This is a genomic window from Ignavibacteriota bacterium (genome assembly GCA_016707525.1).
Lineage (GTDB): Bacteria > Bacteroidota > Ignavibacteria > UBA10030 > UBA6906 > JAGDMK01.
Window position 1 is genome coordinate 20,192 of the sequence record JADJHP010000016.1, and the last position, 13,356, is coordinate 33,547.

The following is a 13,356-nucleotide window of genomic DNA, read 5'->3' on the forward strand; positions in this document are numbered from 1 at the left end:
GCACGTCTATGCGCTTTCTCGTACTTGGTGCCGGCATGATGGGCAGCGCCGTTGCTTACGACCTCGCAATGGCTTCCCCCGACAACACGGTGCTCCTCGCCGACATCAATGAGGAGGCTGCGCGCACCACGGCACGCGCCATCGGTCCGAATGTGCTGCCGCAGAAGCTGGATGTGAACGACTCCGCCGCCCTGGCCGCCCTCCTGAAGGGCTGCAACGTGGTGGTGAGCGCGGTCTCCTATTCCGTGAACGAGCGCATCACGCGCGCAGCGATCGAGGCCGGCGTGCATATGTGCGACCTCGGCGGGAACAATGACGTGGTCGACCGCCAGATGGTGATGGATGCGAAGGCAAAAGACCGCAACGTGACGGTCCTGCCGAACTGCGGGCTCGCACCCGGACTCATCAACATCCTCGCCGCCGCGGGGATGGAGTCGTTCGATACGGTGGATGCGATCGCCCTGCGCGTGGGCGGACTCCCCCGGAACCCGCGCCCGCCGCTCAACTACCAGATCGTGTTCTCCGCGGAAGGGCTGCTGAACGAATACATCGAACCCGCCGAGATCCTGGATGGCGGCGAACTGCAGTCGGTGCCGTCGATGACCGGATTGGAAGAGCTGGATTTTCCGGCGCCCTACGGCCGGCTCGAGGCGTTCTATACGTCGGGCGGCCTCTCCACGCTGACCCGCACGATGCACAGGAAAGTGCGGCGGCTGGACTACAAGACCATCCGCTACCCCGGACACTGCGAGCGGTTCAGGATGCTCCTGGACCTCGGTTTTGCCACCTCCGAGCCGATCCTGAATGCCGGTGGGTCGGTGCGCACCTCGCGCGAACTCTTCACCGAACTGCTGAAACGGCGGCTCAACGACGATGGCCCCGATGTGGTGCTTGCCCGCGCAACGCTGAAGGGCATGAAGAATGCCCGGAAACAGACACTTGTGTATGAATGTGTGGATGTGTATGATGAAGAGACGCGCATGACCGCGATGATGCGGACCACCGCATTCCCGACATCCATCGCCGCCATTCTCCTCGCAGAAGGGCGGATCACGCGGCGGGGCGTCTTCCCGCCCGAGGAGTGCGTCCCCGGCACCATCATGATCGCCGAACTCCGCAAGCGCGGCATCATCATCAGCACGCAGATCTCTCAGGAAAACACTCCATGAGCATGGTTCCGTTGTCGGTCATGATCAGCACCCGCGATGCCCGCGAGGGGCGCGACATCCAGCACCACTATGTCGTCAGTACAGCGAGTCCGCGGTGGGAACTGGTGAAGATCCTCGTGCGTGCCCTCTTCGAGATCAAGTTCCGGTGATGAGTCCGCGTTCCGTACATAGCGAAGAGAAGACGCGGTCGAACTGGTTGTGCGCCGGAACAGCACGGCCATCCAGGTCTGGAAGCGGTACGATGCGGCCGGATCGGTCGCGCTTCGTGGCTCTGGCACTGCTTGTTGCTTTCTCCTGTATCGCTGCCCTGGCGCGCCACCGGGAGTTCGCACGTTCCGTACACGGAGGGTATCGCCCCATCCTGCGTTCCTGTCTGGCGGTCCTGGTGCTCGTGCCGGCACTTGCCTGTGCCCAGGAGAATACCGTCCGTATCGTGGTGGACGGCGACCCGCAGGCCGGCGGCGTGATCGGCGTGTTCCAGTCGAAGGGCATCCTGTACGCCTCGCTCACCGACCTCGCGGCCACGTTCCGCGTGACGCCGTTCGAGAACCATCAGATGGCGAAGATGGAAGTGAAGCAGGGACTGTACCGCATCAAGGTCACCGGCGGAAGCCCCTTCATCGTCGTCACGGACCAGAGCGGGAACCAGACGGTCTACCAGCTCCCCGCCAATGTGCTCTATGCCGCGCGCTCGTTCTTCGTGCCGCTGCAGTCGTTCATCCCGTTCTTCGGACTGGTCTTCAACAAGACCGGCTCGTTCGAGATCACCAGCAACACCCTGCGCGTCACGCCGGCACCGCCGTCGTCCGTGTACCAGATCCCCACGGTGGACCTCGAACCGAAGGCGAACGGGATGCTGATCCGCATCCGCTCCACGAAACGCGTGAAGGATGTGGAGAGCTGGCTGCGGCAGGACGGTTGGCTGTACGTGACCCTGATGGATGTGAAGGCGAACGTCCCCGTGATCAATGCCATCAAAGCGAGCGGGGTCGTCAAGGATATCATCGCCATCCAGTCGCCCACCTCGGTGCAGCTCACGTTCAAGCTCACCGGCACGATCGCGGCAAGCGAGATCCTGCGCGAGGACGATTCCAACGACATCCTCATCGCCATCCGCACGCAGGGCGCGCAGGAGGCACCGGCACAGACATCTCCCGCACAGACCGCGCCGGTACAGGTCCCCCCGGTGAAACCGCCGGCGGTGCAGCTTCCGCAGGAGAAGGACGGCCGCAGGTAGGACGAGACGCAGGGGAGACAGGCCCCAGGTTCAAGACGAGAACCCGCAGGGCAAGAAGGACGATCCGCCGGTTCAGAACGAAGAGCCACGGGTGAAGGATGAGCCCACGGGCGCCGCACCGGCCATGCCGGACCTTGAAGAACGTAAACGCCGATGGGACCTGGATGTGATCGTGATCGATCCCGGCCACGGCGGGAAGGATCCCGGTACGATCGGGGTGACGGGACTGCGGGAGAAGGATGTTGCCCTCAGCGTCGGGCTCAAGCTTGGCGAGCTGATCAGGAAGAATTTCCCCGGCGTGAAGGTGGTGTACACCCGATCCACCGACGTGTTCATCCCTCTGTACCGCCGCGGACAGATCGCCAACGAAGCGGGCGGAAAGCTGTTCATCAGTATCCATTGCAATGCCACGCCGCGTAAGCCGAGTCCGACCCGCGGCACCGAGGTGTATCTGCTGCGCCCCAACCGTTCGGAAGAGGCGATCGCCATCGCCGAACAGGAGAATGCCGTTATCACGCTCGAGGAAGGATACGAGGACCGGTATCAGGAGCTGACCGACGAGAATTTCATCCTCGTCACCATGGCGCAGACCGCGTACATGCGCTCCAGCGAGGTCCTTGCCGAGCAGGTGCATCGGGAAATGTCGAAGGTTCCCGGACTCCGCGGCCGGGGCGTCCGCCAGGCAGGCTTCTACGTCCTCGTGGGTGCCGCCATGCCGAACATCCTGGTGGAGACCGCATTCGTCTCGAACCGCGAGGACGAGAAACTGCTGCGCAGCAAGACGAGTCAGGCCCGCATGGCCGAGGCACTGTATCAGGGCATCGTCCGCTACAAGAAAGAATATGAGAAACTTCTCAGGCATGAGTAACAGCGCCAGGGCATGGATGGCGTATGCGGCCGTTGTGGCCGGGTCAGCGCTCTGGTTCGCCCTGATCGTGGCCGCGCCGTTGCTCACGCATGCGGGCGGGGCGTCGGCCGCCTGGGGCGGACATCTGTACACGTTCTTCCACCCGATCTGTCATCAGCTGGAAGGGCGGTCGCTGCTGCTGTTCGGTGAACCGCTGGCGGTCTGCTCCCGCTGCTCGGCGATCTATGCCGGCTTCTTCGTCGGAGCGCTGATCTATCCGTTCTTCCGGCGCGTGGGCACACCGCACGCGCCGTCGCGCACCATGCTCATCGTTGCACTGGCACCGATGGTCCTGGATGTGGCGCTGGGCGTTGCCGGCCTGCACGATGCCACCATCGGCACGCGGCTCATCACCGGTGCGCTCTTTGGCCTGCTCGTTCCATATGTTGTCATGCCTGTTGTTCTGGGGGCCGTTCATGAATTCAACGCACACCAACCACCCATCTCCCAACTGCAGAAAGGATCCACCGATGCCTGAAAAGCCGAGTAAACTCATGCCGGCCCTGTACGGCGGCATCATCATCGGCCTGCTGTCCGGTATCCCGTTCATCAGCCTCATCAATTGCATCTGCTGCGCCGGCGTGATCATCGGCGGCTTCCTCGCGGTGTTCTTCTACAAGAAGGACCTTCCGCCGGACGCCCCGCCGCTCACGAACAACGACGCGCTCGCACTCGGTGCACTGGCCGGACTCTTCGGTGCGCTGTTCTCCAACATCATCTCGGCCGGGTTCATGCTCACTATCGGCAACGTTGCCGCGAGCATGGTGTACGATGTGGTCGTCTGGGGCTACGACAAGGCCGGGATCCTGGACAAGATGCCGCCCGAGGCGCTGGACGATATGAAGAGCCAGATGCATCAGGATACGATCTCGCCGATGAACGTGCTGGGCTCGTTCATCACGCTGCCGCTGTTCGGCCTGATCGGCGGACTCATCGGCTACGCCGTGTACAAGCCGAAGAAAGAAGAGAAGACGCCGGAAGGGCCGACTCTTCCGCCTATGGAAATTAAGAACTAAGAATTCGTAATTCTTAATTGAATGCTCAATCGCCGGAGGAGACCTCGCATGCGCGGGGAATCCTCCGGTTTGTTTGATCGTGTGTAACTGCTGCGAAGACGATGAACTCCCGTCACGACCAACTGCTGGCCATAACATCCGCACTCCTCGGGGCCTATGATCCCCAACGGCTCTTCACCGCCGTTGCCGGACACCTCCGCGAGATCTTCCCCGTCGATGCCTTCGGCATCTCGTACTACGATCACCGCACGGATACGTTCGTACGGGGCATGGCCATGGTCGCAGGCGGCGATATCCTCAGCCTCGAACCGATCCCCCGCACCGGTGCCGCCCTCGAAGAGATCTGCAACGCCGGCGTGGCGGTGCAGCTCGATGAAACCCGCGTACGCCAGGCACTCGCACGCCTCGTGGGCCTGCATACCCCACCCGCCGGACAGTCGACGCATATCGTCGTCCTCCCGGTGTTCGGCCGCGATCATACCCTGCTGGGCGTGGCCGCCGGACTCAACTCGGCCGGCTATGCGTACACCGCGGACGATATCGCATTCCTCGATCAGCTCGGGATCCAGATCGGGCTCGCCATCGAGAACATGCAACTGCATCAGGAGAACGCACGCCTCCGGATGCGCCTCGAAGCAGAAGGACAGTACCTCAAGGAAGAGATCGACCGTGCGGCGGATGTGGGCGGACTGATCTACGCGAGCCGGCTCATGGACGAGGCAATGCAGCAGATCGCCCGCACAGCCCCCACGGACGCATCGGTGCTGCTCGTGGGCGAGACCGGCACGGGGAAGGAACTGTTCGCGCGCACCCTCCACGCCCGCAGCGCATCGGCACACCGTCCGCTCGTACGCGTCAACTGCGGCGCCATCCCGTCCGGACTCATCGAAAGCACGCTCTTCGGACACGAGAAGGGCGCATTCACCGGCGCCGTGCACCGCCACGTCGGGTTGTTCGAAGTGGCCGACGGCGGCACGCTCTTCCTCGACGAGATCGGCGAGCTGCCGCTCGATATGCAGGTGAAGCTGCTGCGCGTGCTGCAGGAAGGCGAGTTCACCCGCGTGGGCGGACACGAACCGCTGCACGTGAGCGTGCGCATCGTGGCGGCGACCAACAGGCCGATCGAGGAGATGGTGGCGGCGGGGACGTTCCGCGCCGACCTGTACTACCGCCTCGCCGTCGTGCCGATCGCCATCCCGCCCCTCCGTGCGCGGCGCGAAGACATCCCGCTCCTTGCCACGGCCTTCGTGCAGAAGTATTCGCGCCGGTTCCACAAACCGGTGCGGCAGATCTCGCGCGAGGCACTGCAACGGCTCGAATGCTATCCGTTCCCCGGCAACGTCCGCGAACTCGAGAACCTCATCGAACGGGCGGTCGTCCTCTGCGACGACACCACCCTGGGGCCGGAACATTTTCCGCTTTCCACCGTGAAAGCACATGGTATCGCGCCGGTACCGGAGCCCGGATCGGCCGGGCAACAGGACGATGAGCGCGAGCGTATCCTAACGGCGCTGCGCCAGGCCAACTGGATCATCGAAGGGGCCCGGGGAGCGGCAAAGCGCCTCGGGATCAAACCCAGCACCCTGCGCGGGCGGATCATCCGGCTTGGCATCGAACGGCCTCTCTAGTGGCCCGTCTCGCAAGCACATCCTTGCTTTACACTTTCCCCGCAATGCCCTATCTTGTCTCACTGTTCACATGAGGATCTCCTCCAATGGTACGATCGTCACCCATCTGCATCTTCGCGGTATCGGTATTGCTTGTCGCACTGCCGATGCGCGCCCAACATTCTGCCGACACGTTCCCGACGGAGGCACGGAAGGCTGCACTGCGGCTCAGCATGGAACTGAAGGGAGCACTCGCGCGCCACATGGCCGCAGGCGGCCCCTCTGCGGCCGTCACCGTCTGCGCCGACAGCGCGCAGATCCTGACCGCCGCGGTCTGCTCCGCCACCGGGCTGACCGTGCAGCGCGTCAGCACACGGGCGCGGAACCCGAAGAATGCGCCCGATTCCACAGACCTGCGCGCCCTCGCGGAGTTCGAGCGGCTGAAGACCTCCGGCGTTCTCGCTGACAGCACCACCCTCTCCATTGGAGATCCGGACGGTGCCCGGCGTCTTTATGTCCCCATCCTTACCGGCCCCTTCTGCCTCACCTGCCACGGAAAGCAGGAGTCATTTACGCCGGAGCTCCGGAGGATCCTCAAACAACGTTATCCGGACGACAGGGCAAGCGGCTATGCCCCTGGTGATCTCCGCGGGGCCATCCGGGTGGCCGAAAAGGTGCGATAAGCTTTCCTCCTTCGGAAATTCTCACAATTAGGAAACCACCTCCCCGCATCTGCCTGATTCGCAGGTTTTTCTCCATCATTTGGCTTGGCACATTATCTGTTAATTTCAGATGGAGATTTCATACCACGCTAGCTCTCGTTTGTTCCTCAACAGGGCGATATCAGAATGGAAACCCTTTACAGCATCGGGGAAGCCGCTGACCTCCTGGGGGTATCGGTACCAACGCTTCGCCTCTACGAGCGCGAAGGACTCATCATTCCCATCCGGAAAAAATCCCGGCACCGCCTGTACGCTCCCTCCGATCTCGAGCGCATTCGCTGCCTGCGGAAGAGCATCAACCAGGACAAAGTGGGCATCGCCGGTATGCGGCGCATGCTCGCCCTGATCCCCTGCTGGAAGGTGCACGAGTGCAAAGCACCCGACCGCGAGACGTGTCCCGCATTCAGCGACGACCAGACGCCGTGCTGGAAGGTCTCACCGAGGCCGGTCGCCTGCAGCGATGCCGATTGCAGGAACTGTACGGTGTACAATCATGTCACCGATTGCACCGCATTGAAACGCACGATCGCACAGTTCACCATCGACAAGGGGTGATCGCATGAACGCATTCTCCCGCCGGAAGTGCCTCACGATCCGCGGATGCGCCGCGGGAGTACGAGGATGACGACCGGTGCGGAGACCGCGGTACTTTCGCTGCGGTGGCAACGTGCCGCACTTCTCGGCAGCCTGTGGGCCGCCAACGAGATCATCCTCGGCAGTTTTCTCCACAACCTCCAGCTTCCGTTCGCGGGCACCGTCCTCGCCACCATGGCCGCGGCGCTGCTCGTTGCGGGCGCACGCCTCTGGCGCGATGCCGGCGTGATCTGGCGCGCGGGCGTCGTGTGCGCGCTGATGAAATCGATCTCGCCCAGTGCCGTCATCCTCGGCCCGATGATCGGGATCATGCTGGAAGCGTTCATCATCGCCGCGGCGGCCGGATCGTTCCGCTTCACTATCGCCGGTTGCATCATCGGCGGCATGCTCGCTACCGTGGCACCGATCATTCAGAAGCTCGTCGCCATCCTCCTCACGTACGGGATGGATGCCGCACGGATGTACGGATCGCTGTTCACCTTCCTTGCGAACACGTTCGGCGTTGCCGGTGCCGATCCCGCACATATCCTCTTCTGGTTCGTTGCCGTGCAGGCGCTTCCGGGTGCCGTGGCCGCCGCCGTGGGGATCGCGATCGCACGGAGTGTGCCCGCGGATGCGCCGGCGGCCGATGCGTGGGCCGGCGCGGATGAGGCCGCTCCCGACCTGCTGCACAGCACCACGACACGCTTCTCCATGGGATGGCTCGTCGCCCATGCCGTGCTCATGATCGCAGGGCTCATCCTGCTGCCGTTGCTCCCGCCGCTCGCCGCCCCCGTGCCTGCCGCACTCTATCTCGCGGCCGTGCTCGTCCGTTATCCCGCGCTCCGCCCCAAGTTCCGCCGCGTGCGCCTCTGGCTTGAGCTCGCCGCGGTCGCCCTCCTTGCCGGCATCCTGCTCGGCGTGATCGCACCGGAAGGCAAAGGGACCTGGTGGACGGGACTCCAGAGCGGCGTGGTGATGACCGCCCGCGCCATCATCGTGATCGGTGCGTTCGGCGCGATAGGCATCGAGCTCCGCAACCCCGTCATCATGGCGTGGTTCTTCAAACGCGGACTCGGCACGCTCTCCCTCGCGATGCGCGTGGCGTTCCAGGCGCTCCCTTCGATGCTCCAGGGAGTATCACAGGAAGGCTCCGGCTTCCGTCACCCCTTCCGCTCCATGCGCCGCATGCTGGGGATCATCATCCACAGGCTCGACGCGATGCGCGCCCTTCGCGGTGCCACCGTGTTCATCGTGAGCGGATCGCAGGGCGCAGGAAAGACCACACGTGTGTCGGAAGTGATCGCCAGCATCGGGAAGCGCGGCGGCATTGCACGGGGCTTTCTCTCGCATGTTGTGTATGAGGGCGATTTGCGGGTGGGATATGACATCGGGATCATTCATACCAAACAACGCCTGCCGTTGTGCAGGATCCACGGGGTGTCTCCCGGGGAGTTCGTCGGCCGGTTCACGTTCAACGGCGATGGCATCGCGGCGGGACTCGCGGCGCTTACCCCCGGGGGAGAGAGAAAGGGCGTGGTCCATTTCGTGGATGAGGTCGGCCCCCTGGAGATGAAAGGGATGGGTTGGGCACCGGCCCTCCGTGCCCTTCTGCGGGATCCTTCGGCAACGGTACTCCTCACGGTGCGCCCCGACCTGGTCGGGCCTGTCCAGGAGAAGTTTGGATTCACAGCGGCGAAGATTTGGAACGTGTCTGGAGGGGCGGCCGACGCCCATGGAGCCGCCCGCACACGGGCCACACGCACGCCCACGCTCGCCCATGGACCCGGCGCCTCAAACCGCCGACGCCCATCGGACCACCGGGGCGCCTCAAACCGCCGACGCCCATCGAACCACCGGTGCGCATAAGATCGTCATGGCGGATCAGATCGCCGACGCGCTCATGGACGCCGTCCGGTCGGTCCCGGAACACCCTTGATCCGGCTTGTTTTGGGCATTTTTTAGCCCTTGCAGGCCATTCGACAAAAGTGCCCCCTTTCGCCCGATCACTGCATCTTATTGAAAAGACTGAACTTCAGCGACTCAGAAAGGCTCCAATGGCGACCAAACAGGCGGTTGTGAAGCAAGTGAACAATGGTGTCACCTTCATGGCGAAGGGCGATTCCGGACACTGGGTGAACATGGATGGGCCGGCGGATTTCGGCGGAAGCAATGCCGCATCACGCCCCAAGGAGCTCATCCTCTTCGCGCTCGGCGGGTGCACGGGGAGCGATGTGGTGGCGATCCTCAGGAAGAAGCGCGTACCGGTGCAGGACTTCGAAATGAACCTCACCGCAACGCAGGCCGAGGAACATCCGCAGGTCTATACGAGCATCCACGTCGAGTACGTCTTCTACGGCACCGGCATCAACCCGGCGGATGTTGAACGCGCCATCGAACTGTCGACGACCAAGTATTGCGCCGTCTCTGCAATGTTGAAGGCGAGTGTCGCCCTCACCCATTCATTCAAGATCGAACCACCGAAGGTCGCGGCCTGAAGGCCACCGGACACACCATGGCCATGACGCCCCGTTTCTCGATCCTCCTTGTGGACGATGAGCCCGGACAACGTACCGTGCTTGCCGGATTCCTGAGGAAGAAGGCGCATACCGTGCGTGAAGCGGGAAGCGTTGGCGAAGCACTCACGCTCGTTGCGCAGGAAGTCCCGAACATCGTTCTGACGGATATGCGGATGACCGACAGGACGGGGCTCGATCTGCTGCGGGAGGTCCGGAAGATCAGCCCGGATACCACCGTGATCATCATGACGGCGTTCGGCACGATCGAACAGGCCGTGCAGGCGATGCAGGACGGCGCCTACAGCTACCTGACGAAGCCCATCGATCTGGGCGAACTCGACGTGCTCATGCAGCGCATCGGCGAACGCGAACAGCTCATCTCCGAGAACCGGCTGCTGAAAGAGCAGCTGGTGAACCGCTATGCGCTGACCGGCATCATCGCGGGCTCGCCGGCGATGGAGACCGTACTGAATACCGCGGGGCGCGTTGCCCAGAGCCGGGCATCCGTGCTGGTGCGCGGCGAGAGCGGCACGGGCAAGGAACTCATCGCGCGCGCGATCCATTATAACAGTCCGCGCGCGGCGGAGCCGTTCATCGCTGTGAACTGCGCCGCGTTGAACGAACATCTGCTCGAGAGCGAACTCTTCGGACATGAAAAAGGCGCCTTCACCGGGGCCGACCGTCAGCGCCGCGGGAGGTTCGAAGCGGCCGACGGCGGGACGTTGTTCCTTGACGAGGTGGGCGACATCCCGCTCTCCATGCAGGTGAAGCTGCTGCGGGTGCTGCAGGAACGGTCGTTCGAGCGTGTCGGCGGCACGGCCCCGATCGAAGTGGATGTGCGGCTCATCGCGGCCACGAACCGCGACCTGGAATCCATGATCAAGGCCGGCACGTTCCGTGAGGACCTGTTGTACCGGCTGAACGTCGTCACCCTGGACATCCCGCCGTTGCGCGAACGGCGCGAGGACATCGCACCGCTCGCACAACATTTCACCGTGCGCTTCTCGCAGGAGAATCAGCGGAGCGCGATGTCGTGGTCGCGCGAGGCATGGGAACTGGTGCAACGCCATGCGTATCCGGGCAACGTGCGCGAGCTGGAGAATATCATCCAGCGTGCGGTGATCCTGGCACGCGGCGATGTGATCACGATGGAGGATCTGCCGCCGGTCATGAAGAACCTGCAGCCGGAGCCGCCCGCATCCGCCGGTCGCGAGGTGGCGGACCTGCCCGGGCAGGTGGACCGCCTGGAGAAGGAACTTGTGCTGGAGGCATTGCGGTTACACAAAGGGAACCAGTCCCGCGCGGCAGGCCAACTGGGAATATCGGAGCGCAACCTCCGGTATCGCCTCAAGAAGTGGGGCATCAAGTAGGATCGGCATCATTCACCTTCACGACATCGTTCACAGGGACCGGATATCGCATGAGCGTCAAGAACATCACGCCGCAGCAACTGAAAGACCTTCTCACGCAGGCTCCCGCGCCATTCCTTCTGGATGTGCGCGAGCCGTTCGAACTGCAGGCGTTCGGAGCGGTTCCCGGGGTGGTGAACATCCCCATGGATGAAGTGACGGGCCGTATGCAGGACCTCCCGGACGACCGGTCGATCCCGCTCGTGGTGATCTGCCAGAGCGGGGCACGTTCGGCGGAGGTCGCCTCCTATCTGGACAGGAAAGGGTTCACCGCGGTACACAATCTGCAGGGCGGTACGTATGGCTGGCTGAGGTCCGCGCATGCATAAGTTCGAACCAGGCAACGCCGCGCGGCTCGAGCGTGCAGAGCGGTACCAGCTCATCCCCCCGGTGGAGACGCTGCAGAAGCTCGGGTTGAAACCCGGCATGACGTTCGTGGATATCGGTGCCGGGACGGGGTTCTTTGCCCGTGCCGCATCAGAGATCGTTGGCCCGGAAGGGCGTGTGTTCGCGGCCGATATCGCCCAGGGGATGCTCACGTTCATGGAAGGCCAGGGTGTGCCTGCGAACATGACCCTGATCCTCTCGGACGAGTACACGGTGCCGGTCTCCGACGGGATCGCAGACATGGCATTCATGGCGTTCGTGGCGCATGAGACCCCCGACCTTCTCCGGTTCATCGGCGAAGCGGCGCGGCTGACCGGCCCTGCCGGAAGGATCGCCATCGTGGAATGGAAGCGGCAGGTCGAAGAACAAGGCCCGCCGGAATCCGAACGCCTCGCGGAGAGCAGCCTTCTTGCTCAGGTAGCAGGGCACTATACCGTGCTCGAGCATGGGGCGCTGAATGCTTCCCACTATTATATTGTTCTCCAGCAGGGGAAACGCCCATGACAAGGAACACACTGCTTCTCCTCATCGCAGGCATCCTCCTGACCAGCCTCGCGGCATGCCAGGGCCCGGATATCCCGGTGATCACCCCTGCCGAAACACATGCGCAGCTCGGGAACGATTCGCTCTATCTCTTCCTTGATGTCCGGACGCAGCAGGAGTTCGATGGCCCTTCAGGCCACGTCCCCGGATCGATCCTGATCCCGGTGCAGGAACTCGAGGCGCGGGTGGGAGAACTTGCCCCGTACAGGGGGCGGACCATCATCGCCATCTGCCGTTCCGGGAACCGCAGCGGCATGGCAACGAGCTTCCTGCGCGAACAGAAATTTGAAGCACGCAATATGACGGGCGGCATGAACCGCTGGAATTCGGAAGGATTGCCCGTCCAACACACGGAGAACAAATGACGACATCACAGATCGTACTCTATGGCATCCTTGCGTTCCTGATCTTCATCTACGCGCGGAAGTTCCTGCTCACCCGGTCCGTCGCACGGTATACACCGTCGCAACTGGCGGACCGCCTCAAGGAAGGCGGCGTGGTGCTGCTGGATGTGCGCACGGCCGGCGAATACAACGGCGGACATATGAAGGGCGCGATCCATATCCCCGTGCAGGAGCTTGCCACACGGACGGATGAATTGAAGAAGCATATCGATCGCGAGATCGTGTGCTATTGCCAGTCGGGCAGCCGGAGCCTCATGGGCGCGGCGCGGCTGAAGAAGCTCGGGTACCGCACGGCGAGCCTCGATGGCGGCATTGCGGAATGGAATTTCCTTTACCGATAACACAGGGAGGCGACAATGCGCTACGGCACATCCAAAGAGGTTGCCCTGCCATTCGAGCAGGCGGTCGAGAAGGTGACGGAAGAGCTGAAGAAGGAAGGGTTCGGGGTCCTGACGACCATCGATGTAAAGGAGACGCTGAAGAAGAAGCTCAACGTGGACGTTCCGCGCTACGTCATCCTTGGCGCGTGCAATCCCCCCTTCGCGCACAAGGCGCTCCAGGTCGAGGAGGAGATCGGCCTGTTGTTGCCGTGCAACGTGATCGTGTACGAGAAGGACGGCCGCACGCGTGTGTCGGTGTTCGACCCGATGATCATGAGCGTCATCATCGAGAACAACGACATGGTGCCCGTGGCACTGGAAGTGAAGGCGCGGCTCGACCGCGTGATCGCGGCCATGTAGCACCACGCTTCGCGGGAGTAGCGGCAAAGGGAAAAAGGCAGACCATCGTCCTTTTTCCTTTGTGTTGTAAGGAGCCCCTCGGCCTGTGAGTTCCCAACGATCGCACGACGCCTGGCCCCCAGC

17 protein-coding genes are annotated in these 13,356 nt (G+C 63.1%); all 17 read left to right on the forward strand.

Translation table 11 applies throughout. The features are described from left to right. Nucleotides 1-8 precede the first annotated feature (8 nt). Nucleotides 9-1,169: a saccharopine dehydrogenase NADP-binding domain-containing protein gene (locus IPI01_19560; GenBank protein MBK7259951.1), complete on the forward strand. Its 1,161-nt coding sequence runs from the start codon at nucleotides 9-11 to the stop codon at nucleotides 1,167-1,169. Further along, nucleotides 1,166-1,318, forward strand: a complete 153-nt coding sequence (locus IPI01_19565; protein ID MBK7259952.1) for a hypothetical protein — start codon at nucleotides 1,166-1,168, stop codon at nucleotides 1,316-1,318. The genes IPI01_19560 and IPI01_19565 overlap by 4 nt, the downstream gene beginning before the upstream one ends. 92 nt (nucleotides 1,319-1,410) lie before the next feature. After that, the gene (locus IPI01_19570) at nucleotides 1,411-2,406 is read left to right on the forward strand and encodes a hypothetical protein (GenBank protein MBK7259953.1); all 996 of its coding nucleotides are present in this window, start codon (nucleotides 1,411-1,413) and stop codon (nucleotides 2,404-2,406) included. A gap of 91 nt (nucleotides 2,407-2,497) precedes the next feature. Then, the gene (locus IPI01_19575) at nucleotides 2,498-3,274 is read left to right on the forward strand and encodes an N-acetylmuramoyl-L-alanine amidase (GenBank protein MBK7259954.1); all 777 of its coding nucleotides are present in this window, start codon (nucleotides 2,498-2,500) and stop codon (nucleotides 3,272-3,274) included. Further along, entirely contained in the window at nucleotides 3,267-3,791 is a 525-nt protein-coding gene (locus IPI01_19580) for a DUF2085 domain-containing protein (GenBank protein MBK7259955.1), read from the forward strand. The genes IPI01_19575 and IPI01_19580 overlap by 8 nt, the downstream gene beginning before the upstream one ends. Next, a complete protein-coding gene (locus tag IPI01_19585) occupies nucleotides 3,784-4,329 on the forward strand; it encodes a hypothetical protein (GenBank protein ID MBK7259956.1) in 546 nt (181 codons plus the stop codon). The genes IPI01_19580 and IPI01_19585 overlap by 8 nt, the downstream gene beginning before the upstream one ends. A 101-nt stretch (nucleotides 4,330-4,430) precedes the next feature. Beyond that, on the forward strand, nucleotides 4,431-5,957 hold the full coding sequence (locus IPI01_19590) for a sigma 54-interacting transcriptional regulator (GenBank protein ID MBK7259957.1): 1,527 nt from the start codon (nucleotides 4,431-4,433) through the stop codon (nucleotides 5,955-5,957). An 86-nt stretch (nucleotides 5,958-6,043) separates the two neighbouring features. Then, a complete protein-coding gene (locus IPI01_19595; GenBank protein ID MBK7259958.1) occupies nucleotides 6,044-6,619 on the forward strand; it encodes a DUF3365 domain-containing protein in 576 nt (191 codons plus the stop codon). A 165-nt stretch (nucleotides 6,620-6,784) separates the two neighbouring features. Continuing rightward, a complete protein-coding gene (locus IPI01_19600; protein ID MBK7259959.1) occupies nucleotides 6,785-7,213 on the forward strand; it encodes a MerR family transcriptional regulator in 429 nt (142 codons plus the stop codon). A 66-nt stretch (nucleotides 7,214-7,279) separates the two neighbouring features. Then, nucleotides 7,280-9,100: a hypothetical protein gene (locus IPI01_19605; GenBank protein ID MBK7259960.1), complete on the forward strand. Its 1,821-nt coding sequence runs from the start codon at nucleotides 7,280-7,282 to the stop codon at nucleotides 9,098-9,100. A 188-nt stretch (nucleotides 9,101-9,288) separates the two neighbouring features. After that, nucleotides 9,289-9,729, forward strand: a complete 441-nt coding sequence (locus IPI01_19610) for an OsmC family protein (GenBank protein MBK7259961.1) — start codon at nucleotides 9,289-9,291, stop codon at nucleotides 9,727-9,729. A gap of 23 nt (nucleotides 9,730-9,752) precedes the next feature. Continuing rightward, a complete protein-coding gene (locus IPI01_19615; GenBank protein MBK7259962.1) occupies nucleotides 9,753-11,120 on the forward strand; it encodes a sigma-54-dependent Fis family transcriptional regulator in 1,368 nt (455 codons plus the stop codon). Between the two features lie 50 nt (nucleotides 11,121-11,170). Further along, nucleotides 11,171-11,488 (forward strand): rhodanese-like domain-containing protein, encoded by a 318-nt coding sequence (locus tag IPI01_19620; protein MBK7259963.1) that lies wholly within the window; start codon nucleotides 11,171-11,173, stop codon nucleotides 11,486-11,488. Next, the gene (locus IPI01_19625; GenBank protein MBK7259964.1) at nucleotides 11,481-12,050 is read left to right on the forward strand and encodes a methyltransferase domain-containing protein; all 570 of its coding nucleotides are present in this window, start codon (nucleotides 11,481-11,483) and stop codon (nucleotides 12,048-12,050) included. The genes IPI01_19620 and IPI01_19625 overlap by 8 nt, the downstream gene beginning before the upstream one ends. Beyond that, nucleotides 12,047-12,454 (forward strand): rhodanese-like domain-containing protein, encoded by a 408-nt coding sequence (locus IPI01_19630; GenBank protein MBK7259965.1) that lies wholly within the window; start codon nucleotides 12,047-12,049, stop codon nucleotides 12,452-12,454. The genes IPI01_19625 and IPI01_19630 overlap by 4 nt, the downstream gene beginning before the upstream one ends. Further along, nucleotides 12,451-12,834 carry a rhodanese-like domain-containing protein gene (locus IPI01_19635; protein ID MBK7259966.1) on the forward strand — a complete coding sequence of 128 codons (384 nt, stop codon included), beginning with the start codon at nucleotides 12,451-12,453 and terminating at the stop codon, nucleotides 12,832-12,834. Before IPI01_19630 ends, IPI01_19635 begins: the two co-directional genes overlap by 4 nt. Nucleotides 12,835-12,849: 15 nt before the next feature. Then, a complete protein-coding gene (locus tag IPI01_19640) occupies nucleotides 12,850-13,233 on the forward strand; it encodes a DUF302 domain-containing protein (protein ID MBK7259967.1) in 384 nt (127 codons plus the stop codon). Nucleotides 13,234-13,356 lie beyond the last annotated feature (123 nt).